At 69.9% G+C, this 26,726-nt stretch carries 25 protein-coding genes; 13 read left to right on the forward strand and 12 right to left on the reverse strand.

The genetic code is table 11. The features are described 5' to 3' along the window. The first annotated feature begins 54 nt into the window (after positions 1–54). Genes ACYVF7_RS24215 through ACYVF7_RS24225 form a run of 3 tightly spaced genes read left to right on the forward strand, consistent with a single transcriptional unit; the run spans position 55 to position 2,758 of the window. A complete protein-coding gene (locus tag ACYVF7_RS24215; protein ID WP_460344835.1) occupies positions 55–714 on the forward strand; it encodes a DUF1989 domain-containing protein in 660 nt (219 codons plus the stop codon). Further along, positions 711–1,850, forward strand: a complete 1,140-nt coding sequence (locus tag ACYVF7_RS24220) for an NADH:flavin oxidoreductase (RefSeq protein ID WP_460344838.1) — start codon at positions 711–713, stop codon at positions 1,848–1,850. The genes ACYVF7_RS24215 and ACYVF7_RS24220 overlap by 4 nt, the downstream gene beginning before the upstream one ends. Positions 1,851–1,885: 35 nt before the next feature. Next, entirely contained in the window at positions 1,886–2,758 is an 873-nt protein-coding gene (locus tag ACYVF7_RS24225; protein WP_460344841.1) for a polysaccharide deacetylase family protein, read from the forward strand. 89 nt (positions 2,759–2,847) lie between these two features. On the opposite strand, the gene ACYVF7_RS24230 is transcribed toward ACYVF7_RS24225, so the two are convergent. Then, complete coding sequence (locus ACYVF7_RS24230) at positions 2,848–4,419, reverse strand: PucR family transcriptional regulator (protein ID WP_460344844.1); 1,572 nt, start codon at positions 4,417–4,419, stop codon at positions 2,848–2,850. Positions 4,420–4,555: 136 nt separating this feature from the next. On the opposite strand from ACYVF7_RS24230, the gene ACYVF7_RS24235 reads away from it, so the two are divergent. The 3 genes from ACYVF7_RS24235 to ACYVF7_RS24245 all read left to right on the forward strand — a co-directional run bounded on the left by ACYVF7_RS24235 (position 4,556) and on the right by ACYVF7_RS24245 (position 7,944). Next, positions 4,556–5,977: a purine-cytosine permease family protein gene (locus ACYVF7_RS24235; RefSeq protein ID WP_460344847.1), complete on the forward strand. Its 1,422-nt coding sequence runs from the start codon at positions 4,556–4,558 to the stop codon at positions 5,975–5,977. 105 nt (positions 5,978–6,082) lie between these two features. Next, positions 6,083–7,012, forward strand: coding sequence for an NAD-dependent epimerase/dehydratase family protein (locus tag ACYVF7_RS24240; protein ID WP_460344850.1), 930 nt, complete (start codon positions 6,083–6,085; stop codon positions 7,010–7,012). A 5-nt stretch (positions 7,013–7,017) separates the two neighbouring features. Then, positions 7,018–7,944 carry an RNA polymerase sigma-70 factor gene (locus tag ACYVF7_RS24245; protein ID WP_460358082.1) on the forward strand — a complete coding sequence of 309 codons (927 nt, stop codon included), beginning with the start codon at positions 7,018–7,020 and terminating at the stop codon, positions 7,942–7,944. An 88-nt stretch (positions 7,945–8,032) separates the two neighbouring features. On the opposite strand, the gene ACYVF7_RS24250 is transcribed toward ACYVF7_RS24245, so the two are convergent. The 5 genes from ACYVF7_RS24250 to ACYVF7_RS24270 all read right to left on the reverse strand — a co-directional run bounded on the left by ACYVF7_RS24250 (position 8,033) and on the right by ACYVF7_RS24270 (position 14,077). Next, on the reverse strand, positions 8,033–9,286 hold the full coding sequence (locus tag ACYVF7_RS24250) for a helix-turn-helix domain-containing protein (protein ID WP_460344853.1): 1,254 nt from the start codon (positions 9,284–9,286) through the stop codon (positions 8,033–8,035). A 180-nt stretch (positions 9,287–9,466) separates the two neighbouring features. Then, a complete protein-coding gene (locus ACYVF7_RS24255) occupies positions 9,467–9,658 on the reverse strand; it encodes a hypothetical protein (RefSeq protein ID WP_460344856.1) in 192 nt (63 codons plus the stop codon). 140 nt (positions 9,659–9,798) lie between these two features. Then, the gene (locus ACYVF7_RS24260; protein ID WP_460344859.1) at positions 9,799–11,223 is read right to left on the reverse strand and encodes a dihydrolipoyl dehydrogenase family protein; all 1,425 of its coding nucleotides are present in this window, start codon (positions 11,221–11,223) and stop codon (positions 9,799–9,801) included. Between the two features lie 73 nt (positions 11,224–11,296). Continuing rightward, entirely contained in the window at positions 11,297–12,706 is a 1,410-nt protein-coding gene (locus ACYVF7_RS24265) for a multicopper oxidase family protein (protein ID WP_460344862.1), read from the reverse strand. 153 nt (positions 12,707–12,859) lie between these two features. Further along, the gene (locus ACYVF7_RS24270) at positions 12,860–14,077 is read right to left on the reverse strand and encodes an MFS transporter (RefSeq protein WP_460344865.1); all 1,218 of its coding nucleotides are present in this window, start codon (positions 14,075–14,077) and stop codon (positions 12,860–12,862) included. Positions 14,078–14,224: 147 nt separating this feature from the next. Here ACYVF7_RS24270 and ACYVF7_RS24275 point away from each other — a divergent pair, with 147 nt between their 5' ends. From ACYVF7_RS24275 to ACYVF7_RS24285, 3 genes are all read left to right on the forward strand, one after another. Then, positions 14,225–14,680, forward strand: coding sequence for a MarR family winged helix-turn-helix transcriptional regulator (locus tag ACYVF7_RS24275; protein WP_460344868.1), 456 nt, complete (start codon positions 14,225–14,227; stop codon positions 14,678–14,680). A gap of 379 nt (positions 14,681–15,059) precedes the next feature. After that, positions 15,060–15,719 (forward strand): hypothetical protein, encoded by a 660-nt coding sequence (locus ACYVF7_RS24280; RefSeq protein ID WP_460344871.1) that lies wholly within the window; start codon positions 15,060–15,062, stop codon positions 15,717–15,719. A 127-nt stretch (positions 15,720–15,846) separates the two neighbouring features. Continuing rightward, a complete protein-coding gene (locus ACYVF7_RS24285; RefSeq protein WP_460344874.1) occupies positions 15,847–16,782 on the forward strand; it encodes a hypothetical protein in 936 nt (311 codons plus the stop codon). A gap of 56 nt (positions 16,783–16,838) precedes the next feature. Here ACYVF7_RS24285 and ACYVF7_RS24290 read toward each other — a convergent pair whose 3' ends face one another. The 6 genes from ACYVF7_RS24290 to ACYVF7_RS24315 form a co-directional block, all read right to left on the reverse strand. Continuing rightward, on the reverse strand, positions 16,839–17,615 hold the full coding sequence (locus tag ACYVF7_RS24290; protein WP_460344877.1) for a pectate lyase: 777 nt from the start codon (positions 17,613–17,615) through the stop codon (positions 16,839–16,841). A 348-nt stretch (positions 17,616–17,963) separates the two neighbouring features. Further along, entirely contained in the window at positions 17,964–18,566 is a 603-nt protein-coding gene (locus tag ACYVF7_RS24295) for a class I SAM-dependent methyltransferase (RefSeq protein WP_460344880.1), read from the reverse strand. Between the two features lie 99 nt (positions 18,567–18,665). Next, positions 18,666–18,890, reverse strand: a complete 225-nt coding sequence (locus tag ACYVF7_RS24300; RefSeq protein WP_460344883.1) for a hypothetical protein — start codon at positions 18,888–18,890, stop codon at positions 18,666–18,668. Between the two features lie 181 nt (positions 18,891–19,071). After that, entirely contained in the window at positions 19,072–20,007 is a 936-nt protein-coding gene (locus ACYVF7_RS24305; protein WP_460344886.1) for an RNA polymerase sigma-70 factor, read from the reverse strand. An 80-nt stretch (positions 20,008–20,087) separates the two neighbouring features. Then, complete coding sequence (gene qcrB, locus ACYVF7_RS24310; RefSeq protein WP_460344889.1) at positions 20,088–21,458, reverse strand: cytochrome bc1 complex cytochrome b subunit; 1,371 nt, start codon at positions 21,456–21,458, stop codon at positions 20,088–20,090. A gap of 114 nt (positions 21,459–21,572) precedes the next feature. Further along, positions 21,573–22,163: a TetR/AcrR family transcriptional regulator gene (locus ACYVF7_RS24315; protein ID WP_460344892.1), complete on the reverse strand. Its 591-nt coding sequence runs from the start codon at positions 22,161–22,163 to the stop codon at positions 21,573–21,575. 158 nt (positions 22,164–22,321) lie between these two features. On the opposite strand from ACYVF7_RS24315, the gene ACYVF7_RS24320 reads away from it, so the two are divergent. From ACYVF7_RS24320 to ACYVF7_RS24335, 4 genes are all read left to right on the forward strand, one after another. Continuing rightward, positions 22,322–23,680: a carboxypeptidase regulatory-like domain-containing protein gene (locus ACYVF7_RS24320; protein WP_460344895.1), complete on the forward strand. Its 1,359-nt coding sequence runs from the start codon at positions 22,322–22,324 to the stop codon at positions 23,678–23,680. A gap of 24 nt (positions 23,681–23,704) precedes the next feature. After that, complete coding sequence (locus ACYVF7_RS24325) at positions 23,705–24,373, forward strand: nitroreductase (RefSeq protein WP_460344898.1); 669 nt, start codon at positions 23,705–23,707, stop codon at positions 24,371–24,373. 53 nt (positions 24,374–24,426) lie between these two features. After that, entirely contained in the window at positions 24,427–25,050 is a 624-nt protein-coding gene (locus ACYVF7_RS24330; protein WP_460344901.1) for a TetR family transcriptional regulator, read from the forward strand. A 119-nt stretch (positions 25,051–25,169) separates the two neighbouring features. Next, complete coding sequence (locus tag ACYVF7_RS24335; RefSeq protein WP_460344904.1) at positions 25,170–26,726, forward strand: ABC transporter substrate-binding protein; 1,557 nt, start codon at positions 25,170–25,172, stop codon at positions 26,724–26,726.

Raw genomic sequence — 26,726 nt, forward strand, 5'->3', positions numbered from 1 at the left:
GGCTGTACGAAGGTCCATGGCGGGTCGGGCTGCCGTCGGGGTTGACTGACGCCCATGAATTCGACGAGGCGCCGGGTCGTGGTGCCCGCCAGAGAGGCACGCGCGGTCCGGCTCGCGACCGGTGACCGGGTCCGCGTGGTCGACCTCGAAGGCCGGCAGGTGGGCGATGTCTTCTGCTTCGCCGCCGAGGATCCGTCTGAACATCTCAGTGCCGCACATACCCGAACCCAGCTCGGGCGGCTGTTTCCGGCCCTGGGGGAGTCGTTCGTCACCGACCGGCGGCGGCCGATCCTGACGTTGGCCGGCGACACGTCCCCTGGAGTGCATGACATGCTCATCGCCGCCTGTGACCCGGCGCGATACCGGGCCCACGGCGTCGAGGGCCGGCACGCCTCATGCGCGGAGAACCTGCACCGCGCCCTCGGGGAGGTGGGCCTGCGGACCGCCGTCGTTCCCCAGCCGATCAACGTCTTCATGCGGATCTCGATCGACGGGGACGGCGGTCTGAACTGGCTGCCCGCGCTGAGCCGGCCGGGAGACGGCGTGACCTTCGAGGCGGCGATGGACTGCGTGCTGGTGGTCTCCGCCTGTCCGCAGGACGTCGTCGGCATCAACGGGGGGAACGAGCCGACGGCTCTGGCCCTCGACCTGTCGCCCGCCCATGAGTCCGCCGAGCGGGTCCCCGCTCTTCATGACACAGGAGAGAAGCAGTGACCATCATCGACTTCGGGGCCGCGCATCCGGCTCTGGCACCTCTGCACGTCGCGGGTCTGGACCTGCGGAACCGGCTCGCGGTCGCGCCGATGACCCGCGTGTCGGCCGCACCGGACGGCACGCCGACCCGGCAGATGGCCGAGTACTACGCCGAGTTCGCCCGCGGCGGCTTCGGCCTGGTGATCACTGAGGGCACCTACACCGACGACCGGTACAGCCAGGGATACTTCAACCAGCCGGGCATCGTGACCGACGGGCACGTCGAGGCCTGGCGGGAGGTCACGGAGCGGGTACACGCCGCCGGGGCGCGCACCGTGCAGCAGTTGATGCACGCGGGAGCGCTGTCCCAGGGCAACCCGTACCGGGCGGGGACCGCCTGCCCGTCGGCGGTCGCGCCACTGCGCGCGATGATGCCCGAATACGGCGGCAGCGGGCCGTGGCCGGTGCCCCGCGCGATGACCGCCGCCGACATCGACGAGGCCGTGGCCGGGTTCGTCGCCGCCGCCGGGAACTCCCTGCGCGCCGGGTTCGACGGCGTGGAGGTGCACGCTGCCAACGGCTACCTGCTCGACCAGTTCCTGACCGACTACACCAATCGGCGCAGCGACGGCTACGGTGGCGCGCTGGTCAATCGGCTGCGACTCACCGCGGAGGTCGTCGCGGCGATCCGCGCCGACCTCGGCCCGGACGCCGTCATCGGCGTGCGCCTGTCCCAGGGGAAGGTGAACGACTTCGCCCACCGCTGGCCCGGCGGCGCCCGCGACGCCGAGGTGATCTTCGATGCGCTGGCCGCGGCGGGGGCGGCGTACCTTCACATCGCGAGCGAGGGACGGGGCTGGATCGAGAGCGCCACGCTCGACGGCGAGGTCACCATCACGCAGCTCGCGCGCAAGGTGTCCGGTCTCCCGGTGATCGCCAACGGCGGCATGCACGATCCGGGCCAGGCTGCGGACGTGCTCGAGAACGGGCACGCGGATCTGCTGTCCCTCGGGCACGGCGCCCTCGCCAACCCCGATCTTCCCCGGCGGCTGGAAAGCGGGGCCGCGCTGGCAGAATTCGATCGCCGACTGCTGCAGCCGATGGCGACGCTGGACAACGCGGAGCGCCATCGCCGTGAGCGGGCCGGCGCGGCGTGAGTCCGGCACCGGCCGGAGTGGACGGAGATGATGCGATGGACGAGTCGGGCTGGCGGGCCGGGGCCCGGTGTGTGTTCACCCTGACGTTCGACGTGGACGCCGAGGCGGCCGTCCTCGCGCACGGACGGCGGTTCGCCGGCCACGCGATGACGATGTCGCACCAGGCGTACGGCCCGGAGGTCGGCGTGCCACGGCTGCTGGAACTGCTGGCCGATCTCGGTGTGCCCGCGACGTTCTTCGTGCCGGGCTGGGTCGCCGAGCGGCGGCCCGGCCTGGCGGCCGCCATCGTCGAGGCCGGTCACGAGGTCGCGCACCACTCGTACAGTCACCGTCCGCCCACCGGGATGAGCGCGGCCGAGGAACGCGCCGACTTCGAGCGCGCGCTGGAGGTCTTCGCCGACCAGGGCATCGCGATCGCCGGGCACCGCGCCGCGCTGTGGGAGGCGACGTGGCGCACCCCGGAGCTGATCGCCGAGCACGGGCTGCGGTACGACTCCTCGCTGATGGGCGACGACCGCCCGTACCTGCTGGCGACGTCGGGCGCCGACGTCGTCGAGCTACCGGTGCACTGGTCGCTGGACGACTGGGAGCAGTACGCCTTCCTGCCCGACCCGCACGTCGGCTCGGTCATCGAGTCCCCGGCGAAGGCGCTGGAGATGTGGCGGCTGGAGCTGGACGCCATGCGGCACTACGGTTGCCTGTTCAACCTCACCAACCACCCGTTCCTGACCGGTCGGCCCGGCCGGGCCGTCGCGCTGCGCACGCTGATCGAGTACGCGCTGGAGTGCGGCGACGTACGGTTCGACCGGTGCGAAGACGTCGCCGAGCGCGTACGCGCGGACCGGACGCTGCCCCGCCGCGGCCCGGAGCCGCCTGACGTCGACCCGGCGGTCTACCCGGCCGACTGACCCAGGACCCAGGCCGCGCCGGCGGGGTGTACATGGCCGACCCGTTCAGATCGGGGCGGCGGGTCCTTCGTCGCGTCCCTTCGCCCCGGTCAGGGGAGCTGCCTGAGCGTGTCGGCCCGTAGCGCGAGGAACAGGTCGACCAGGTCCTCGGTCCGGTTGACGTCGCGTCCGGTCAGCTCGGCGACCCGCCCCATGCGGTTCCGCAGCGTGTTGACGTGCACGTGCAACGCCGCGGCGGTGGCCGCCCAGTGGCCGTCGTTGTCCAGGAACGCGCGCAGACTGGTCTCCAGCCCCCCGCCGCGCGTCGCGTCGTGGGCCCGCAGCGGGCCGAGTACGGCCGAGGAGAAACGCCGCAGCGTCTCAGGGTCGTGCCGGCCGAGCAGCAGCAGGTGGGTGTTGAGGTCGTCGTACGCCATGACGGCCGGGCCGCCGCTTCGGCGGCGGAGCACGCGGCAGGCCTCCCGCGCCTCCAGCACCGGACGGCGCAGTCCGGCCGCGTCCGGGGCGGTCCCACCGAGCCCGGCGACCAGGCGGCGGCCGCCGAACCGCGGCGCCAGGTCGGTCACCAGCCGCCGAGCGAGAGCGGCGAACTCCGCTTCCGCGGCCCGCCAGGACACGATCACGACGACGTCCTGACTGGCGGCCGCGGTCACCACGGGAACGCCCTGGGCCAGGAAGAACCCGGTCAGCGCGTCGCCGAGGCCGGTCGCACCGAGGCCGTCGTCGTCGGCGAACGCCAGCGCGCACACCGCGAGCGGGTGGCTCGCGTCGATCCCGAACGCCCGCAGGCGACCCGGCAGCTCCGCCTGCCGCCCCGGCCCGGACAGCACCATGTCGAGCAGCTCGCCCGCGAACCGCATCTCGATCGCCTGCACGGCCTGCTGCTTGGCGACCTCGAGGCTGAGGAACGACGCCGCCTGACCCATGGCGTCCTGCTCGGCCGGGCTCAGCTCGGCCATCGGGCGCAGGCACACCAGGCCCGCGTCCACCTCACCGAGCGCCGCGATCAGGAAGATCGATGCGTACCCGTCCGGGCCGAGGTCGAGCTCCAGCGGCGGCGGATGCCGGGCCAGGGCCTCGGCGATGAGGCGTGCCTGCCCGGAGTCCAGGTCGGCGCCGGCCGCCGCGACGACCCTCGCCGTACGGTCGACCACGGCCAGCGGCAGGTCGTGGTCGCGGCGCAGCACCCGCAGGACGCCGGACGCGCCGGCGCCCCGCGCCATCACGTCGGTGAGCGCGTCGCTCCGCCGGATGCGCCCCAGCAGGTCCCGCTGCCGCTCCTCGGCGTACGCGGTGGCCATCGCGTGGGAGAGCGCGGTGAACGGAACGTCCACCGACAACTCGATGAGCGGCAGGCGCGCCCGGCGGCAGGCGGCGACCAGCTCCGCCGGGACCCGGCGGACGCTCTCTCGCAGGCCGAACACGATCCCGCCCGCACCCGCGCCCGCGACGTGCGCCACGAACGCCTCGGCGTCGTCGGGGCCGGCGCACCACAGGCCGTTCGTCAGGACCAGCTCCCGGTCCCGCAGGTAGGGCGACGGATCGGGCAGCTCGGTGTTGTGCACCCAGCGTATTTCGGCGTCCAGCGCACCGTCGGCACCGGGCTCCAGCACCCGCAGCGTCAGGGTGGGGTCGGCGACCAGCCGCCGGATCGTCACCATCCCTGGAAGTTAACACAGCGTCCAGGCGAAGGGAGTGGACGTTCATCCACTCTTCAGCGGCTGACGTGCATGCTTTTGTGAACCCCACGAGAACACGCCGCGCAGCATCATCGAGGCGCGGCCCGAGGAGGTTCCCATGTCCGCCGAAACCATCGCCTCCGGGCACGCAGAGACGACGCGCTTCGACGCGCACGGCATCGAGCCGATCCCCGAGCACGGCCGGGACTCGACAGCGCTGGAACAGTTCTGGATCTGGGCGGGCGCGAACATCGCGCCGATCAACTGGGTGCTCGGAGCGCTCGGCGTCACACTGGGCCTGACGGTGGTGGAGACGCTGATCGTCGTCGCGGTCGGCAACCTGGTCGGCTGCGCGGCATTCGGGCTGTTCAACCTGATGGGGCAACGCACCGGCGTCAACCAGATGCTGCTCGGCCGCGCGACGTTCGGCCGCCATGGCGCCGCCGTTCCCGGCGTGATCCAGGGACTGCTCGCGATGGGCTGGGTCGGGGTGAACACCTGGGTGGTCCTCGACCTGGTGCTGGGCATCCTCGCCCGCCTCGGCGTGCACGGCGGCTCCGGCACGAAGTACCTGATCGGATCCCTGATCATGGTGGCGCAGCTGGCACTGGCGCTGCTGGGCTTCTACGCGATCCGCACCTTCGAGAAGTACACCGTCCCGCTGACCGTCATCGTGATGGCGGTGATGACGGTGCTGGCCCTCACCCGCGCGCACCCGCACTGGTCCACCCCCATGCATCCCCTCGGCGACGGCGGGAAGGCGACGGCCATCACCCAGCTGCTGACCGCGATCGGCGTCGGATGGGGAATCTCCTGGCTGCCCTACTCCGGCGACTACAGCCGATTCGTCCGCCGGGGCACCGGCGAGCGCGCGGTCTTCCTGGCCACCGCCGTGGGGGTGTACCTGCCCAGCGTGTGGCTCGCGGCGCTGGGCGCGGTGCTCGCCGGATCCGGCGGCGGTAGCGACCCGGCCGACCTGGTCGCCCGGACGTTCGGTGTGATGGCCATCCCGGTGCTGCTCCTGATCATGCACGGCCCGATCGCAACGAACATCCTCAACCTGTACTCCTGTTCCCTCGCGGCGCTGACCGTCGGCGTCCGCGCCGCCCGATGGAAGGTCACGCTGTTCGCCGGAGTGATCGCTTCGGCCGTGCTCGTCGTGTTCATCCGCTCCGCCAGCTTCGCCGGTGCCTTCGACAACTGGATGAGCTCGATCCTGGTGTGGATCAGCCCCTGGGCGGCGGTGGTCGTCGTCGACTTCTTCCTCCGGCACCGGGGCCGGCCGGACGTCACCGCGCTGTACGGCTCCGGCGGGCCGGCGTTCAACCGGCCGGCGCTGGTGAGCCTCGCTCTTGGCATCGTGGCGGCGTGGAGCTGGCAGTACGGCCTGGTCCCGGTGATGCGCGGGCCGCTCGCCCGCCTGCTGGCGCACACCGACTTCTCCTGGCTGGCCGGGATCGTGGTGGCGGGCGGTCTGTACTACGCGCTCGGCCCGCGTGCCACGGAGCGGCGGCGGGTCGTCGCGGAGGAACTGCGATGACCTGAGGGGAATCCCGCGGTTTTCGCCGTGCCCATGTCACACGAAACGGGGCTGTCTTGTCTCGGGTAGCGAGGACGGACGGTTCACGTCGGGAAGGTGATTGACATGCGGGTGTTCGTGGCGGGCGGGACCGGGGTGCTGGGGCGGCTGCTGGTGCCGCAGCTGGTGGCCCGGGGCCATCAGGTGACGGCGACGACGACGAGCCCGGCCAAGCTGGGCCTGGTGGCGGAGATGGGCGCGGACGGCGTCGTGATGGACGGGCTGGACGCGGCGTCGGTCGGTGAGGCGGTGGCCAAGGCCCGGCCGGACGTGATCGTGCATCAGATGACCGCTCTCAACTTCGTCCATGCCGGCAAGCCCGATTTCAAGTCCGACCGGTATTTCGCGAACACCAACCGGCTGCGCGTCGAGGGGACGGACCACCTGCTGGCGGCCGCCGAGGCGACCGGCGTGTCCCATTTCGTCGCGCAGAGCAACGCCGCTTGGAACGGGACCCGCGAGGGCGGATGGGACAAGCCGGAGCAGGGCGCGCTGGAGCTGCACGCGGGGCCTGCGGCGCACGTGGTGATGAAGCCGATCCGCCACGTCGAGGAGGCGGTCCTCAAGGCCGGAGGCGCCGCCCTGCGCTACGGCTGGTTCTATGGTCCGGGCGCCACCGACGATCAGATCGAGCTGATCCGCAAGCGGAAGTTTCCGCTGGTAGGGGAAGGCACCGGTTACTGGTCGTGGATACATCTGGACGACGCGGTGAGCGCTACCGTGCTGGCTGTGGAGCAGAAGGCGAGCGGCGTGTTCAACATCGTCGACGACGAGCCGGCCCCGGTCGGTGAGTGGCTGCCCTATCTGGCCGAGTGCGCCGGGGCGAAGCCGCCGAGGCGGGTGCCCGGATGGCTGGGGCGGCTGGCGGCCGGAGAGCTGGCGGTGCTGATGATGAACGAGGTGTGCGGCTCCTCCAACGCCAAGGCCAGGCGGGAACTCGGCTGGGAGCCGCATTACCCCTCGTGGCGGCTGGGCTTCAAGGAAGCGCTGGCGTGACCCTGATGTCCACCCGCGGCGAGGCGTTCGAGGAGCTGCGGCCACTGCTGTTCTCGATCGCGTACCGGATCCTGGGCAGCGTGAGCGAGGCCGAGGACGCGGTCCAGGAGACGTGGCTGCGCTTCTCGGCCTCCCCGACCCGGCCTGTGTCGGTCAAGGCGTACCTGTCGGCCGTGGTGACCCGGATCTCGATCAACGTGCTGCGCTCGGCCCGCGTCCGGCGGGAGGAGTACGTCGGGCCGTGGTTCCCCGAGCCGCTGCTCGCCGACCCGTACCAGGACCCGGCGCGGTCGGCGGAGCTGGCCGACTCGGTGTCGATGGCGGCCCTGCTGCTGTTGGAGCGGCTGTCCCCGCTGGAGCGGGCGGTGTTCGTGTTGCACGAGGTGTTCGGGTTCGGCTTCCCGGAGGTCGCCTCGGCGGTGGGGCGCTCGGAGGCGGCGTGCCGCCAGCTCGCGGTGCGGGCGCGGCGCCACATGGCCGAAGGCCGGCCCCGCTTCGAGGCCGACCGGCGCGAGCGCGAACGACTCGCCGAGCGGTTCTTCGACGCCTTCCGGGACGGGGACCTCGACGGCCTGCGGGAGCTGCTGGCCGCCGACGTTCACCTGGTCGCCGACGGTGGCGGCAAGACCCCGCTGTGGGGCGCGGGCATCATCGGCGCCGACAACGTGACCCGGGTGTTCGCCGCGCTCGCCCCGCCGTTCGCCCGGATCGGCGGCGTCGTCGAGCCGCACGAGGTGAACGGCCAGCCGGGCGCGATCTTCCGTGACCGGGACGGCAAGGTCGTCAACACGTGGGTGCTTGACATCCTCGACGGGCGGGTCCAGACGATCCGTACGGTCCTCAACCCCGACAAGCTCGGGCACATGGGGCCGGTGGCGGACGCCTGGGCGGTCCTTCGCGAGGCGACCAAGGCCCGTCGGCCCACCGACTGACCCGGAATTTCTCCCGGCTGTTTCCGAGCGCATGTCACTGGCGGCCGGGCTGCCTTTGGTGATGGCGGCCCGTCGCCGAGGGCGTTGCTCATCGCCCGTCGACGGAGATGCCGTACGCGTTGATCTTCCGGTAGATGGTCGCCCGTGAGATGCCCAGCAGATGGGCCGCCAGGGCCTTGTCGCCGTCGGTCTCCTGCAGCGCGCGGATGATCGCATCGCGCTCGGTGGCCTCCCACGGGGTGAGTACGCGCCGGCTGGTCACGTGGCAGACCTCGGGGAGGTCCTGCGGCTGGATCTCGCCGATCCGCCGGCGGGTGAGTGCGAATCGCAGCGCGTGAAGGAGCTCGGTGACATTGCCCGGCCAGCTGTAGCGCAGCAACACCCGCATGGCCGCGGGCGAGCACGATACGGACCCGCCGCGGGAGAGCCTGCGCAGCAGAACGGGCACAAGATCGCGCACATCCTCGACTCGGTAGCGCAGTGCCGGAACGGTCAGCGTCACCGCGAGCGTGGACAACAGATCTTCCGGCGGCTCGGCCTCGAGGTAGGCGGTGGCGACCACCCAGGGCCGGCCCGGATGCCCGGCAGCGGCGCGCAGCCACTCCAGGAGCGCGGGGATCGTCTCTCGGGGGTACCGCTCCGGGTAGCGCAGCACCACGGTGGCTCCGGGCACGCCGATGGCCGCGCTCATCCGGCGTAGGCAGGCCGTCCGGTCCTCGGCGAGATCCTGGGGCTGGATCACCGCGAAGGGGCTCGCCGGGCCGTGGCTGCGGTGCACGGCTTCAGTGAGCGCCAGTTTGCCCACGCCGGGCTCGCCTTCCAGGAGCACCCAGGTGCGGTTCCGGCAGTGCGTCTCCAGATCGGTGCATACCGTGCTGAACACGTGGGAGCTGCCGGCCAGCCTGAGCTCGAAGGGCCGGACCAGGTGGCGAGGTGGCCGGGCGTCCGGTGCGACCTGGATCTCGACGACGGCGCCGGCGCCCTCGGTCCGCGCCCGCACCGGGCGGACCCGGATGGTGGCCATGTCCCCTCGTGCCAGCATGACCTGCTCGACTAGCTCCTGGTCGGCCCGCGACAACTCGGCCACCTTGTCCCTGACGACCGTGTGGTCGGTGGGCTCGAGCAGGTGAGCGGCATGCTGGTTGGCGATGATCAGGTCCTCGTTGACGGTGACGACGGCACCGCCGCCACGCCTGCTGATGCCGAGGAACGCGGCGAGCAGGGCCCGCTCGCGCTCCGATCCGAGTTCGAGCAGCCGTTGTTCGACGTTGTCGGCGGCCGCGCTCGCCAGAGCGGCCATCAACGGGTTGGCGTCCTTGGCCCAGCACGTGATGTTGATCAAGCCAGAGAGCCGTCCCGTCAGCGGGTCGTGAACGGGTGCTCCCGCACACGCCATCGGGTGCAGCCCCACTTTCAGCCTACGCCCGGAAACGCGGGTGGCAGGAGTGGCGGCCCGGACGCGGAGCGTCCCGGGCCGCCGTGGCCGGAGTACCGGTCTCGGTCCGTGCCCCCGGCCGAAGGCTCAGCGGCGTCCCACGCCTCCGCTCGGGCTGCCGTCGCCCATGGGCGCCATCAGCGGGCTCGGGAACGCGCCGAGCGCGACAACGTGGGTGCCCGCGGTGGTCGGGACACTGGCGGCTGCGTACGCCGGCTGGGCGAAGACGGCGGCGGCTGCAGCCAGACCCAGAGCGGCGATCGTCTTCTTCAGCATCATGATCTCCTGGATGAGTGCCGGGGTGGCAGGTCGGCCACGACTCCCAGACAACCCCGCTACGCCATCCCGAGACGTCTAATGTTGAGACGACGCGCCGCCAAGCGCTACTCCGCTCCCGTGGCCGCTGACGGCGCGCCGAGCTACAGGCCGTATTCCACGAGGAGGTTGAGCCAGACCTCGCTGGCGGTGGGGAACACGGGGACGGCGTGCCAGAGCCGGTCGAGGGGCACCTCGGAGGTCACCGCGATGGTGGCCGAGTGGAGGAGATGGACCACTGCCGGGCCGATGAAGGTGGCGCCCAGGAGCACGTGGCGGTCCTCGTCGACGACCAGTTTCGCCCGGCCGGTGTAGTCCTCGGCCTGGAGTTTCGCACCGATCACGGCGCCCATGTCGTACTCCACGGCGCGTACCGGGAATCCGTCGGCGCGGGCCCGGGCCTCGGTGCGCCCGACCGCGCAGACCTGCGGGTCGGTGAAGATGACCTGGGGTGCGCCCCGGTCACCGGCGGTGTCGCGAAGCGCCGGCACGTCGTCCGGCAGGCCCTTGGCACGGGCGACGATCACGTCGCCGCAGATACGGGCCTGGTACTTGCCCATATGCGTGAGCAGGTTACGCCCGTTGACGTCCCCGGCGGCGTACAGCCACCCGTCGGGGATCCCGGTCGCCCGCATGCTCGCGTCGACGGCGATGGGCCCGTCGGCCTCGAGGCCGACAGTCTCCAGGCCGAGGTCGTATACGGCCGGCCTGCGGCCGGTGGCGACGAGGATCTCGTCCGCGTCGATCCGCGAACCGTCGTCGGTGTGGACGGTCACCGGGCCGCCCGGGAGCGGCCGTTCGACACGAACGGCCGAGCGTCCGACGCGTACCTCGATGCCCGATTCGGCGAATGATTTGGCCACCAGCTCCCCGGCGATCGGCTCGGTCCGGGGGAGCAGGCGATCTCCGCGTACGAGCATGGTGGTCTCCTGCGCGCCGAGCGCATGCAAGGCCTGGGACATCTCGCAGGCGACGGGCCCGCCACCGATCACGACGAGCCGCTTGGGCACCTGCTGAACGCTGGTCGCCTCCTGGTTCGTCCACGGGCGCGCCTCCCGCAGTCCGGGCACGTCGGGGATGCCGGGGGTGCTGCCGGTGGCGACGACGACCGCGTGCCGGGCCCGCAACGGCCGGGTGCCGCCGTCCGGAATGCTCACGTCGACACGCAACGGCCCGGCCAGGCGGCCACGACCCCGTACGAACGTCGCGGGGAGATCACGCAGCCAGGTCACGTATCCGCTGTCGTTGAAGTGGGACACGAAGTCATCGCGACGGGCCAGCACCGCCGCGGCGTCGATCGGGCCACGCAGTTCGAGGCCCGGCATGCGGCCGACCTCGGCCGCGATCTCCATCGGCCACAGCAGCGCCTTGCTCGGGATGCATCCGTAGTAGTTGCACTCGCCGCCCACCAAGCGCTCCTCGACGACGGCCGCTGTCAGACCGCCCCGTACGGCACGTGCGGCCGCCGTCTCTCCGACGGGCCCCGCACCGATTGCGATCACATCGAAGACGTCATTCTCAGTCGCCACGATGACCTCCGGTCAATGAGCACTGACCTCGATTAGCAATAATTCCTTAAAACTCTCAAATATGCGGATTCGGTCACTTGACGATCTCCAGAACGGCCATCATTCCGGCGTCCTCGTGGTTGAGGATGTGGCAGTGCAGGACCGTCTTTCCGGTGAAGTCGGTGAAGCGGATCCGGATGACGATCTGGCCCTTCGGGGGGACGCTGGCGGTGTCCTGGCGGCCGTGGGCGTGGTGTGGCCGACCGTTGATGCTCATCAGCTGGAAGCGGTCGGTGTGGACGTGGAAGGAGTGTTCTTCGTTGCTGTCGTTACGGACGACCCACTCCTCGACCGTGTTCAGCTTGGACCGGATGTCGACCCGGTTCATGTCGAACTGCTTGCCGTTGATGTAGTACTTGGTGCCCGCGGCGTTCTCGGAGAAGACGATGGTGTGCCGTGCGGCGATCTTGGCGTGGCTGAAATCCTCGACCGGCGCGAATGTGGTCGGCAGCCGTACGGGGTGTACGGGCGTCCCGGCCGAGACCAGGGTGGCCAGGGTCGCCTGGGGGAAGGTGTTCCCAGCGGGCCCGGTGCTGTATCGGAGCGTCTCCAACTGTGTGGTGCCCGGGGGGCCACCCTGGACCAGCACGTCGAACCGGGTCCCGGCGGCGAGCAGCAGGGAGTCGGCGGTCCAGATCCGGTCGACGGGGTCGCCGTCATGCGCGATCACGTAGAACCGCTGTCCGCGCAGGCGGACGTGGTAGTAGATGTTGGCGCTGACGTTGGCGAGCCGCCACAGCTGATACTCCCCGGGACGGATCTTGACGGTCGGATTCAGCTGACCGTTGACCGTGCGGGTGGTGGGTGCGCTGATCTTCAGGTTCTGGGTCTTGACCGAGTCGCCTTGGACCTGGAAGTCCTTGAGCGCGATGACGTGCTCGGTGATGCCGCGAAGCGAGCGCGGTAGACGGTCCTTCAGTCCGTCGACGACGATGACGCCCGACATCCCGCCCGCCACCTGAGGTGCGGAGATGGGGTCCTCATGCGAGTGGTACCAGTAGGTGCCGGGCTTGAGGTTACGGGTGAACCGGTAGGAGTAATGGAACGTCTGATGCGGATCGATGCGGACGAAGATGTTGTCCGCGTGCCCGCTGGGCGAGGCGTGCATCCCGTGGACGTGCAGGTTGGTCGGCGCGTTCAGCCGGTTCTCCATCGCCAGCTCGAGTCTGTCTCCGGGCCGGACCCGCAGCACGGTCGGCATGTAGCGGCCGTTGTAGGTCAGCGCCCACAGCCTGCGGCCGCCCACGTCCACCAGACGCCGCTCCACCACGATCTTCGTCCGCAGGACCCCGCCGTGGCTCGCCACCTGTGGCGGGTCCTGGAGCGCGGCCCCTTTCCGGACCGATGGTGAGGGCGACGGCCCGCCGGTGAAGCCGCACAGCAGCGGAGTGATGGCAAGGGCCGTGGCGGCGGACGGGCAGGTCCGACCGTTTCGAGACCGCATCCCCACCCCCGTGTCGGATGCCGGTTCGGACACCGCAGCCGGAAGACGTCGGCTCCGGCGCTCTGGGTCACCCACCGTTATCGGCCGGTACCACCCGATTTAAACCGTGGTCGAGGACTCGTCGACCGGCGTGGCCGTGGAGAGTGTGGCCGGTCAGGCGTGCATCGTCGGAGAAGCGGGCCGCCGTTCGGTGGCCGTACCCGAGTCGGCGACCCGGCTGTGGGTGACGCCGCGACGCTCAAGGGTGCCCGAGATGACGGCGAGCACCAGGGCGGAGCCGGCGAGCAGGGCGCCGACCCAGTTGGGTGCGGTGTATCCGAGGCCGGCTTCGATCACCATGCCACCCAGCCAGGCCGACAGCGCGTTACCGAGATTGAAGGCACCGATGTTGACGGCGGAGGCCAGAGTCGGAGCACCCGCGGCCTGGTCCAGGACGCGCTTCTGCAGCGGCGGGACGGTGGCGAAGCCGAGGGCGCCGATCAGCGCGATGGTGATCGCGGCGGCGACCTTGTGGTGCGCGGTGACCGTGAAGAGCGCCAGGACGAGGGCGAGGGCGCTCAGCGTGACGTAGAGCATGGCCATCAGGCGGCGGTCGGCGTAGCGGCCGCCGAGCAGGTTGCCGCCGATCATGCCGAGTCCGAAGAGCACGAGCAGCCAGGTCACGGAGGTGTCCGCGAATCCGGCGACGCGGGTCATCATCGGCGCGATGTAGGTGATGGCGGCGAACACGCCGCCGAAGCCGAGGACGGTCATCGCCATCGCCAGGAGCACCTGCGTGTTGCGGAAGGCGATCAGCTCGTGGCGCAGGCGGACTCCCTGCGGGCGGGGCTGCTCCGGTATGAGCCTGGCGATGCCTGCGAGCCCGACGACGCCGAGCGCCGCGACGATCAGGAACGTGACGCGCCAGCCGAAGTGCTGGCCCACCAGCGTCCCCATCGGCACGCCCACCACGTTCGCGACGGTCAGGCCGGTGAACATCAACGCGATGGCGCCCGCCTTCTTCTGCGGCGCGACCAGATCGGCCGCGACCACCGAGCCGATGCCGAAGAACGCCCCGTGCGCCAGTGAGGCGACGATGCGGCCGGCGAACATCACGCCGAAGGAGGGGGCGAGCGCGGAGATCAGATTGCCCACCGTGAAGAGCCCCATCAGCAGCATCAGCATGCGCTTACGGGGGACGCGGGTGCCCAGGACCGTCATCAGCGGCGCGCCGATGAGGACGCCGACGGCGTAACCGGTGACCAGCAGGCCTGCGGTCGGGATCGTGACCGAGTAGTCGGTGGCGACCTCGGGCAGCAGGCCCATGATCACGAACTCCGTCGTGCCGATCCCGAAGGCACCGATCGCCAGGGCCAGGAGTGCGAGGGGCATGGGTGACCTTCCAGCGGATGTTGCGTACACGTCTAACGCGCTCCGACAATAGTTGCACGAGCCGTTACTTGCAAACGCCTGATATTGCAGCCGTGTCCTATCATGGGCCGTGCGCGGATGCCCACGCTTGTCGCAGCAGGAGGACCCATGACCGCCACGGACGCCGGTCTCGCTCATGGCTGGTACGCCCTGTCCGCGCTGCAGCAGCGGATCGAGACGCACATCGAACGCGCGCTGGAGAGCGGCCACGGCCTGAGCGCGCGCGAGTACTCCCTGCTCGACGTCCTCAGCCACCAGCACAACGGGGAGGGCGGCCACCTGCGCATGCACCAGGTCGCCGACGCGGTGGTCCTCAGCCAGAGCGCGGCCACGCGGCTGGTCTCACGCCTCGAGGACCGAGGGCTCCTGTCCCGCTACCTGTGCCCGACCGACCGCCGCGGCATTTACACCGACGTCACCACGGCGGGCCTCGCCCTGCTCGCCGACGCCCGCCCGACGCACGACACGGCGCTCCGCGAGGCCCTCGACCGCGCGGCCGGCGATCCCCGGCTGCAGCCGCTCGTCGAGGCCGTCGAGGCACTGGACGGCCCAACGGCGCCCTGACGGAGCGGTTCCCGTCGTTCACCGGGAGAAAGCGCGCGGGCGCGGCGCATGAAATGAATTCGCGAATCATTCGGATGGTCTTACCGGCGAATTTCAGGTGCAGCGCACTAGCCGGTGCAGGTCAACGATTGGAACAATCGGACGCGTGAAGTCTGCGATGACGGCTGCGGAGTGGGCGGCCGTGCAGGTCTCTGCCGTGAGAGACGAGCCGGCGGCCCGCCTTGCCCTCGTCAAGCGCAGTTATAACGGCCCGTTCGGTCAGGCCCCACGCCATTTGCCGTATCGGCGGGCGGCGATGTCGTTCATGCGATGGCAGCTCCGGCGCGGCGTGTTGGAGCCGCCGCACGGTATTCGCCCTGGTAGCCCGTGGTGGCGTGCGGTGAACGAGCGGCTGCTGCGCGACGGTTGTGAGGCCGTGGCGATCAGCGGCCGGCTGCCGGGTCCGGTGTCCGCGCACACCGTCAATCACTGGATGTCGTTCGCGAACCACCCGACCGCCCGGCGCTGGTATCGGGCGCATAACGCGAGCGTGGTCGCCGCCTACCTCGAACATCGTGAGCTCGCCGAGGCCGAGAACGCCGCTGAGCGGTTCTTCATGAACGTCGTGCTCTGCCGGGTTCTTTTCACGCACGCACTCGTCGCCGCGCCCCGCCTGTCGCTCGGATGGCTTCGCTCCCTCGCACCCCTGCTGGGGGATCCCAGACTGGGGATGGCCGGGATCTTCCTGAGCTTGTCCCGCGTGCTGCCCGACGCGTATCCGCTCACCGGGGACGTCGGCTCCTACCTCGATCGCGAACTCGGGTTCGGCCGCATGCTGGACTACGGCGTGATCGTGCCCCGGCTCCAGCAGCTCTACGAGTGGTCCGCCCAGGAGCTCGACGCGCCCGGCCTGCTCGGGTGCATCCGCGACGGGAGCATGACCTACGCGTGGCCCTTCGAGGATCGCGGTGTCTGGCACCGGAGGCACTCCCTCACCGTACGGACGGTTCGATACGTGCTGCCGACGCGGCACTCTCGGCGGTTGACCGACAACACCTAGGTTCCTGACTCGCCTTGACCGAACGGTGATCAAATCCTTATCGGATCATTATTCGCCCCATTCATGATCACGATGTCCATTCCCGCCAGAAAGGGACATCGTGCGTACACCCCTACGCCGCGTCACAATGGCCGTCATCGCCGGTATGGCCATGTTCGGCGCGCTCATCCCCGTGGCCAGTGCGGCCACGCCGTCAACCGCCACCCGTCCGGCTCCGCCACGGACCCGCTGGGCGGTCAACCACTCCTCGACTCGAGCGGTGCGCTCGTACTGGACCCCGCGGCGCCTGGCCGCGGCAAGGCCCGCTCCGCTTCCCGCGCGTCCCCGCTCCGCGGGGATCACCGCTTCTCCCGGCGGAACGCCGCGCACCATCCACGCGAGCCGTCCCGCTCGCGCCGCAGGCGGGATACAGGCCAATGCCAGCGTATGGTCGACGGTCGGACGCCTGTTCTTCCACAACCCGGAGAACGGCGGCGACTACGTCTGCACCGCCAACGTCGTGACCAGCAACAACCAGGATGTGATCGCCACGGCGCGTCACTGCGTCATGGATATCAGCACCGGCGCCTGGTACAACAACTTCCAGTTCGCGCCGACCTACAACAAGGGCAACGCCCCGTACGGCTGGTGGACCTGGCGGTCGGCCGGCGTCCGTATCGACGACACCAGCCCCGGTGGTGACAACGCCTTCATCGTGCTCAACACCGGCGGTAACAGCGGCATGCACGTCCAGGGCGCGGTCGGCGGTTCGGGAATCGGCTTCAACTGGTCGACCAACAATTACGCGCACGCGATCGGCATCCCCGCGAGCGTCGACTACGCGGTGTGGTGCGAAGGCACGCCGGCCGACAGCTACAACGGCGGCGTGCACATCCCCAACTGCCAGGGCCTGAGCGGCGGAGCCAGCGGTGGCCCGTTCATCGTCAATTATCAATCCGACGGGTCGGCCGTACAGACCGCCAGCTTCTTCGGCAGCTGGGGCTCGGGCACCGACGGCAACTCCTACTTCGCCTACTACCGCGACGCCGCCTGGAACGTCTACAACGGCGCCCAGAACGCCTGAACCAACGTCGCGGCCCCGAATCTCCCGTTCGGGGCCGCGACGATCGATGAACCGTCTTACTGGTACGTGACGTCGGACTTGGTGACGTGGCAGTACGAGTCGCCCCACCCGTCCTTGAGATACGTGGGCTCGCTGCCCTTCGGTGCGCCCTTGTACTCGGCGCAGACATGCGCGCTCTTGCCGTTGATGAGCGTGATGTGGGTCAGGGTGGCCTGGTCACCCCAGTTGGTGTTGATGCCGACGACGTACTTGGCGCTGTCCAGGATGACGTTGTCGACGACCACCTGCCGCTTGTACGACGTGGAGCAGTTACCGCATGCCCGGTACAGCTTCCCGATCGTCTTCGCGTAGAAGTTCGAGATGTGCACGGTCCCGGAGCCGTTGTGCTGGAACACCTTGTCCGAGGCCGACTTGGCGCCGCCCCCGATGACATAGGAATCGCCGTTGGTGCCCTTGAAGGTGGCGGCGTCCTCGCCGACGTCCTCCCACCACACGTTCTGGATGGTGCACCGGCCCTCGCAGTGCACGCCGTCGCCGGCGGGGGAGCCGATGATGACGTTCTTCAGCGTCGCGCCGTCGGCCAGGTCGAACATCGCGGGCTGACTCTCGCCCTGGCCGCCGTCCCCGACGCAGCAGTAACGCTTCATTCCGCCGTCACGCGTCCCGCTGACCGAGATGGTCTTCGTCACCGTGACGTCGCCCGTCTTGGTCGGCCACGTGGGAACGGTCGCGGCCGACGCGGTCTGTGTCACGACGAACGCCGCCGTGACCGCCACGATGGCTACCCAGATCGCCGCGAACAAGCCGGCTCGCCGCCTGCTTCGTGGGTGCATCGCTGCCTCTCCTCTCTCGCTCGCGGCGCACGAGGTGCCACTCGTGCGCATGCGGACGATTGGATTGGGAAAGCGTTTTCCCGATTGCGGCAGAGCGTATGTGGCGTCGATGATCGACACAACGCGCAGGCCGGGGAACAATTACTGGATCACCGGGAACCGCCCGCATATCCGCATGCCCTGGTGAGCGGATTCCTCCAGCGCTCACGGGGTACGTCACCGCGTTTCGCCGCCGCCGTCCATCCGTGCGACGACCACCCCGGGCTTGAAAGTTTCAGGGCTTCGATCGGTCCGGTGCGGCGATCGCATATGTATCGCTCCCCATAACACTTTGCCGGCCGATCCTGCTCAGTCCCGCGGCTTGCGCCAGACGATGCTGTAGCGCCACAGGAGGTGCCGGCGGTACCGGGAACCGGGCAGGATCTCCGCGGCCAGCGCTCGCATTTCCGTGTACGTCACCGGCGGCGGCCACACGACGGGGGACGGGTGGTGCCAATGGCCTTTCAAGGCACGGTGGAAGGTGCCGACGACGACGGAGGCGAGGTCGCGCGGCAGGTCGCCGGGCATGGTGCCGCGTGCGAGGCCGACGACGGCCAGGACACCGCCGGGGCGCACCAGGTCGCGCATGCGGGTCAGCCCGGCGGCGGCGTCCACGTGGTGCAGGGTGGCCACCGACGCGACGACGTCGAACGAGGCGGGCTCGAAGGGATGGGTGAGGAAATCATCGCGGATGTAGTCGACGTCGTCCGGGTACTCACGGGCCTGGTCGAGGCTGGGCGCGTCGAGGTCGATGCCGGTGACGTGCGGCACGGTCCGCCGAAGCGCGCGGGCGAGCATGCCCTCGCCACAGCCGATATCGAGGGCGCGCTGGGCGCCATCGGGGACCGCGCCGAGAATGCGGGGGTGGTAATGGATGTTGTGGTTCCACCGCCTGCCGTTCTTCGCTGTCATGCGATCATCCTGCCGGACACGGCGACACGAGGTCCTGGTCATGATCGACAAGGGATGGACGGACGCGGAGTGGCCGCGGTGCCGCCACCGGTGGGCGCGTCAAACGCCCTGGTCACCGGGGCGTGAGTCGTCTTCCAGCGCCTGGATCGCGCCGAGCAGGCCGCGCAGGCCTGTTCTTTCGCGCTCGGTGTCGGCGGGGTCGAACAGCCAGTCGGCGACCGGTACGTCGGTCTCCGGGTCGCTGGTCTCGGTCACGGTCAGTTCCTCCTCGACCTCGATCTCCAGCTCGTACAAGACGCCGTCTTCGCCGTTCGGGGTGCTCATGATCGTCCTTTCGGCCGTGGGGTGCGGCTCCGCCGGGGCACCGTTCAGCACCGGTCGCCAGCTAAGACCGGACAGCCGCACCGCCTGTGACAGCCTTCGCGGAATTCGTTCGTCACAGATCGGGGCCCGCATTGCCGGACGCGGCGACGATGTGACCCTGACCTGGCCTTATCGGCGGCGGTCAGGCACGTTCGGAGCCGGACCCGGGGTCCGGCGACTCCGGCCGCGTGCGGGAGATCCCCGCGAGCTTGGCGGGGTTCATCACCCACATGATCTGGTCGATGCCCTGTTCCGACGCGCTGACCGTCAGCAACACGACGGCGGTGTCATCGCGTGAGACCAGCACGCCTGGCCGTCCGTTCGCTTCGACCCACGCGGTCGCCGTTCCAGGCCAGAACTTTGATGCCCATCCCGCGATGAACTTCGCGACCTGGGTTCGGCCGACCATGGGTCGCCGCGCGGCCTCGCGTGCGACTCCTCCGCCGTCGGAGTAGCTGACGACGTCGGCGGCGAAGAGCTCTTCCAACGCGGCCAGGTCACCGGTCTGGGCCGCCGCCAGGAAGGTCTCCAGCAGGCGCCGGTGCGCCCCGGAGCTCACCGGCGTGCGGCGCCCGGCGGCCAGATGTCTGCGCGCGCGGCTCACCAGCTGGCGGGTGTTGGCCTCGCTCAGCTGAAGGATCTCCGCGATCTGTCCGTAGGGGTAGTCGAAGGACTCTCGGAGCACGTACGCCGCGCGTTCGGTGGGTGAGAGTTTCTCCAGCAGGAACAGGACCGCCAGCTCCAGTTCCGCACCCAGCTCGGCTCCGGCCTGCGGATCGGCGCTGGTGTCCACGGGCTCGGGAAGCCACGGGCCGACGTAGGCCTCCCGCCGCTTGCGAGCCGACTGTGCGACGTTGATCGCGAGCCGGGTCGTGGTCGTCGCGAGGAACGCCGCCGGATCCAGGACGGCCGTGCGGTCGGTGGTCTGCCACCGCACCCAGGCCTCCTGCACGACGTCCTCGGCCTCGGCCGAACTGCCGAGCATCCGGTACGCGATCCCGAACAGACGCGGCCGCAACCCGACGAAGACCGAAGCAGCCTCATCCAGTGCGCCCGAGTCCCCCGACTGCGCGACCACGATCACCTCCCCACGGCGCCTCCGTTCGCCCAGCCTACAAAGGCCCTGTGATCGCACGACCCCCGGCACCGCCGGTGCGCTCAGCTCGTCGGATGGGGGGAGGACGTGCCGCCGGGAGCGAGTTCGGTCGATGGTCGGTCCGGAGGGCGTGTGACTTCTTCGAAGCCACCGCTGGGGAGTTGCCGGATCAGTCCGGTCTCAACACCATGCTCTGCCTCGTCGCGTTCCCGTTGCCGCAGTCCGAGGCAGAGTCGCCGGGTGACGACGAAGGCCAGCGGCGGCCCCGCGATCACGGCGACGCGGAAGAAGACGGTGAGCGCGGTCAGCGACAGATCGAAGTGCGTGGCGAACTGGTCGTTCGAGGCCGCCGCCCACAGGAGCCCGTAAAAGGTCACTCCGGAGGCGCCGAGCGCCGTCCGGTTCGCCGCATCGCGTGGGCGATCCAGCAGGTCGTGCGCGCGGCGGTCACCGGTGATCCGGCGCTCGATCACCGGATAGGCGGCCAGGAACGTGAAGAAGATCCCCGGGACGATGATCCCGGGGACGAGCACCGCGAGGGTGAGGGGGTGCCCGAACACCGTGGGTTCCCAGTTCGGCATGATCCGCAGGCCGCCGTCGAGGAAGCCCATGTACCAGCCGGGTACGGCGCCCGAGGTGATCGAACCGGGCTCGAAGGGGCCGTACAGCCAGATCGGGTTGATCTGTGCGACCGACCCGAGGAACACGAGGGTCGCGCAGGTGGCGGCGAAGAGCGCTCCGAGGGCGACCAGGCGAGTGCGGCGGCTGATGGGGCGCGGCAGCCGGTTCGGAAAACGGGTGTGTCCATGCCGCCGCACGAGCGCGTAGCGCAGCGCCAGCAGCGCGACGATGAGCACGCTGACGATGAGATGCGCTCCGTACAGGCGGGGGATGATCTTTTCGCCGGGGAAGTCGCCGCCGAACAGCCAGAGCGTCAGGTAGGTGCCGATCAGCGGAATCGACTGCATGACCCCCTGGATGAGGCCGAGGCTGCCGCCGGAAAGCTGGTCGTCGGGCAGCACCGTGCCGGTGACGCCGGCGCCCATCCCCAGCACCAGCAGCCCCACCCACGTCAGCCAGTTGAGCAGGCGGGGGCGACGGAACGCGCCGGTGAAGAACATGCGCAGCAACTGCAGCGTCACCGCGGCGATGAAGATGAGGGCGGCCCAGTGGTGGATCTGCCGCACCAGCAGGCCACCGCGAACGTCGAAGCTGAGATTCAGGGTCGAGGCGTACGCCTCGCTCATCCGGACGCCCCGCAGCGTCGGATACGCGCCGCCGTAGACGGTCCGCTTCATGCTGGGGTCGTAGAACCACATGAGGAAGCAGCCGGTGAGGAGCAGCACGATGAACGCGTACGCGGCGATCTCAGCGAACATGAACGACCAGTGGCTCCGGTCCGCTCCCCGTGCGTACCGCGACCTACGACTCATCGGTCCCCCAAATGTCAGCGTCGAACGGGACGTCACACATGAAGACCGATCCGCGCTCACATTTGTGACATCACTGACCCCGATGTGTCGCAGGTCATGCCGCCTGCCTCAAGGTCAGGAGGCGGGGACGGTGAGGCCGGTGGCCAGGTGGTCGAACGCCTGGCCGATGAGCAGTCGCAGGCCCTCGAGCCCCGTATCCGGAGACCAGGCGGTGAAGGCGACGCGGAAAACCGAGATCGTCGCTCCCGCGAGCAGCCGCGGATAGAGGCTGTCCGCCGGGCACCCGATGCGATCGGTGAGTGTGTCGACGAGTCTGGTCTCGACGCGGAAGGACGCGTCCACGATCTTCGTCCTCAACTCGGGACACGCGCTGAACAGCTGCTTGCGCGCGGGCCAGCCGGTCTGCGCGGCGAAGCTGGGCAGGGTGTCGTCCATCGCTCGGCGCAGGGCGGTGAGTGGTGGTTCGTGCGACGGCCGCGCGGCGACTCTCGAGGCGAACTCGTCACTGAGGCGCTGGTCCCAGGCGAAGACCGCCGCCTCCTTGCTCTCGAAGTAGTTGAAGAAGGTCCGGCGGGAGACCCGGGCGGCTTCGCAGATGTCGTTCACGGTGACCGCCGAGGGACCGTGCTCCAGGAAGAGCCGGATGGCGGCGGCGCGCAGGGCCTCGCGAGTCTCGGTCTTCTTACGCTCACGTAGCCCTGGCACCGCACCCTGCACGTTGATCGAGTCCTCTCGCCGCCGACGAGCGCCAGCGTACTCTCGGCAGAGTGGTTGCACCCGTGCATTAATGCATCAGTGCACAATTCGCTAAGCTCGCCCGTATGGCATCTGCGCATGCAAAGAGGACACCTGCCGGCGGGATCGTGCGAACACTCGTGATGGGGCTCTGGCTCCCCGCGATCTTCCTGGCCGGACTGCTCTGTTCCTTCCTGCCGGCCTTCCACCACCCGACGCCGCACCACATCAAGATCGCGGTCGCCGCTCCGCCGGCCGCGACGGCGCAGCTGCAGCAGCGACTCGACACCGCGGTCCCGGGCGGCTTCACCCTGCGGGCGGTCGACTCCGCCGCCGAGGCGCGCTCCGCCGTCCTGAACGGCGACGCGGTGGCGGCGTTCGCGCCGGCTCCGCACCATCCGCAGCTGTACGGCGCCAAGGCGGACGGTGTCGCCATGGAGACGATCGTTCACCAGGTCTTCACCGCCGCGGCCCAGAGCGCCGGCGCCACCCTCGACTTCCACGAACTGGTCCCGACCAGGCCGGGCGACACCATGGGCACCAGCCCGTTCTACCTGCTGATGGCCTGCACTCTCCCCGCCTACTTCCTGGTGGTCACCATGCAGCGCGCGGTGGGCTTCAGCCGTCGGGCGCATGTGGCCACGTTGGTCGGAGGCGGCGCCGCCGCCGCCCTCGCCTGTTACCTCACCGGCGCGTACGGGATGGACGCGATCCCGCACCATCCGCTCGCCCTGCTGTACCTGTTCATGCTGACGCAGTCCGTATCGCTGACGTCCTACGGACTCGTGTCCTTTCTCGGCCCGCTCTTCCCAGCGGCCTCCGTCACGCTGTTCATCATGCTCAGCGTGCCCTCCAGCGGCGGCACGGTCCCCGTCGACCTACTCCCGGACTTCTTCCGCTTCATCCATCCCGTCCTGCCGATGGGCAACGCCGCCGACGCCCTGCGCAACGTCGACTACCTGGGCGACCGGCAACTGGGCCGGCCCACCACGGTGCTCTGCGCGTGGATCGCGCTCGGTGCCGCTCTCATCGTGCTCGGGTACGTCAAGCACCTGCGCCGGCTCGTCCGCGAGGCGCGAGCCGGCGTGACGGAATATGTCCCGGTGCCTCCCGCGGAAGATCCCACCGCGGAACTCCCCGAGCCGGTCGCCCTCCCTCCGCGCCGGCACCATTTCGGCGAGCAGCCGCCGATGCTGACCGGGAGGGTCAGTGGTACTTTCGGAGAACCGCTGCCGGGCGTCACGATCACGGTCACCGATCCGCACGGCCGCCAACTCCTCCATACGCGTACGGACCGTAACGGCGAGTACGCGGCCACGGGCTTCCACGACGGTTTCGCCGTCGTCGTCGCCGGTGCCCCCGGCCGTCAGCCGGTCGCCACGCGCCTGCTGCTCAGCCCGGAAACACCTCTGAACCAGGACTTCGTCCTGATGCCGCACCAACCGGCCGTTCCAGGACATGCGAGCAGCCATCGAGCGACCACTTAGTTCCAAGTGATGGGTAGGTAGGCGATGTTGGACGTCTATGAGGCGGTAACGAGTCGACGGGCGGTTCGCGGATTCTCCGACAGGTATGTCCGGAGGGAGGTGCTGGAGCGCGTGCTGTCCGCCGCGGCCTGGTCGCCGTCCGGATCGAACCTCCAGCCATGGCACGCCTACGTGCTGACCGGTGGGCCGCTGGCCGAGCTCAAGAAGCGCGCCGGCGCGCGCGTCGCCGCAGGCGACCCTTGGGACGAGCGGGAGTACGAGATGTACCCGCCCGAACTGAAGTCCCCGTACCGCGAGCGCCGGTCCGCCTTCGGCCAGGAGCGCTACAGCGCACTCGGTATTCCCCGCGAGGACTGGGAGGCGCGCCAGAGGGCGGCCTCCGCGAACTGGGACTGCTTCGGCGCACCCGCCGCCCTGTTCTGCTACATCGACCGCGACCTGGGCCGGCCCCAATGGGCCGACGTCGGCATGTATCTACAAACCGTCATGCTGCTGCTCCGCGCCGAGGGGCTGCACAGTTGCCCTCAGATGGCGTGGTCGGTGTATCGCAAGACCGTCGCCGAGATCCTCTCACCCCCCGACGAGCTCATCCTCTTCTGCGGCATGTCGATCGGGTTCGAGGACGGCACGGAGGGTCACGTCCGTACGGGCCGGGCGCCGCTCGACGAGACGGTCACGTTCGTCGAGAGTTAGCACGCCCAGGCGCCCGGCCGCCGTACGGATGACCGTTGGCTACCTTTCTTCGTATGTCATCGAATGGTGCGTCCTCAACGTCCCGGGGGTATGCGAAGGGCCGTGCTCGTCGCCGGGAGATCCTCCTCGCCGCGCTCAACGCGTTCGCCGAGCAAGGCTTCCGGGCGACGTCGATGCGGGAGATCGCGGAGATGGTCGGGCTGAGCCAGGCCGGCCTGCTGCACCACTTCTCGTCAAAGGACGAGCTGCTGGAAGAGGTGCTGCGGCTACGGGATGAAGAGCAGGAGGCGTTCAACGAGCGGTTCGGGCGCCGCGACGGCCTGAACGCGGTCCGGTACCTGATCGACCTGGTCGAGCTGAACGCCCGCCAGGTCGAACTGGTCCGGCTCTACACGGTGCTGGCCGGGGAGTCGGTGGGGGCCGGGCATCCGGCGCGGCCGTACTTCCTCCAGCGGTACACCACGATCCGCGAACGCGTCGCGAGCCGCCTGCGGGACGCCCGCGACTGCGGGGAGATCCGGGCCGACGTCGACCTGTCGGCCGCGGCCTCGGTGCTCATCGCGGCGATGGACGGCCTGCAGATCCAGTGGCTGCACGACCCGGACGCGGTGGACATGAGGACGGCGTTCGCGGACTTCCTGGAGGCCTACCTGCGCGGACTGGCGCCGGAACCGTAAAAGTAACGAAGCGGTAACAAACTATTCACTTGATTGGTTTTCTCTGCCTACACTCCATCGCACCCACCTGACGTGGGCGGATGTGGCGCCGGCGACGGCGCAGGAAGGCAGGGCCACTCATGGAGTTCGGCTCGACAGGCCGGGAACTCTCCCGGCGGGCCGCGCTGCTCGGCATGGCCGGGGTCGGCGCGGCCGGTGTCGCCGGATGCCGGCTGGCGGTGGACGAGGCCCGCGGCGCCGTGGGCGGCGGTCCCCGCCGCGGCGGCACACTCGTCATGGGCGTGAACATCGACGCCAAACCCGCAGCCGTGCAGTCACAGGGACCCATCAGCATCGCCTGGCGCGGCCTCGTGTTCGAGCCGCTGACGTCGTACGACTCCGCGGGCGTGCCGCAGCCGGTGCTGGCCCGATCGTGGGAGCTCGGCGACGGCGGCCGTACGGTCACCCTGCACCTGCGGGACGACGTACGGTTCCACTCCGGACGGCCGATGACCGCGCAGGACGTGATCTTCTCCCTGCGCCGGACCACACAGCCGGTGGCGCAGTCGCAGGTCAAGCCGATCGCCCTGCTCATCGACGACATGAGCGCGCCGGACCCCCACACGGTGCGGCTCCGGCTGAAGCGGCCGGCCGCGAACCTGTTCGACCTCTTCCAGTACGCGATGATCGTGGACAGCGAGAGCGCGGCGGGCATCGCGAGCGGCCGGGCGATGATCGGCACCGGTCCGTTCGTGTGGAAGTCGTGGACGCCGGGGTCGCAGCTCACGCTGGTGCGCAACCCCGCGTACCGGGTGCCCGGGCGGCCGTACCTCGACCGCGTCGAGCAGCCGGTGTTCACGGACCCGACGGCGCTGGTGACCGCGGTGCGCGGCGGGCGCGCGCACGTGGTGTTCGGCATCACGCCGCTGGACGCCCGGGGGCTGTCGAAGGACGAGCGGTTCCACGTCAACCGGGGGATCTCGCTCGCGTACGTCTTCGGCCTGAACACCTCGACCCCGCCGTTCAACGACCCGCAGGTCCGGCGGGCGGTCGCGTACGCGATCGACCGCGAGCGCATCGTCAAGCAGGTCTTCGCCGGCTACGGCGACACGAGCAGCCTGTGGTGGAGCCGCAAGGAGCCGGGCTGGGACGCCGCGCAGGCCGCCGCGTACCGCTACGACCCGGCCCGCGCGAAGGCGATGCTCCGCCAGGCCGGGGTGGCGGGGACCCAGGTGACCATCGACGTGATCAACACCCTGGGGGTGATGAGCACGGCGCAGATCGTCCGCTACGACCTGGAGGCGGCGGGTCTGCGGGTGGCGACCAGGGTGTACGAGAACGTGGACTTCAGCAGTCGCCTGGTCAAGGGGGCGCTGGGGCAGGCGTACCTGAACAGCATCGGCATGGCGGACATGTCGGCGGCCACCATCGTCAGCGCCAGCCCGATGCTCACCCCCGGCCACAACCCGTCCCACTTCACCACGCCCGAGTACGGCGCCGCGGTCAACGCCGCGCTCACCGCCTCGGCCGCCGACCGCCCGGCGGCGGTGCGGCGGCTGGCCGCCTACATGGAGGACCAGGCGTTCATCCACTCGCTCGGCATGTCGAACTCGATCAGCGTGCAGTCCCAGCGTGTCCGGGGGCTCCGGTTCGACGTCGTGGGCAGCTTCCTCCTCGACAGCACTTACCTGGTGTGA

The organism is Actinoallomurus acanthiterrae (assembly GCF_054775715.1).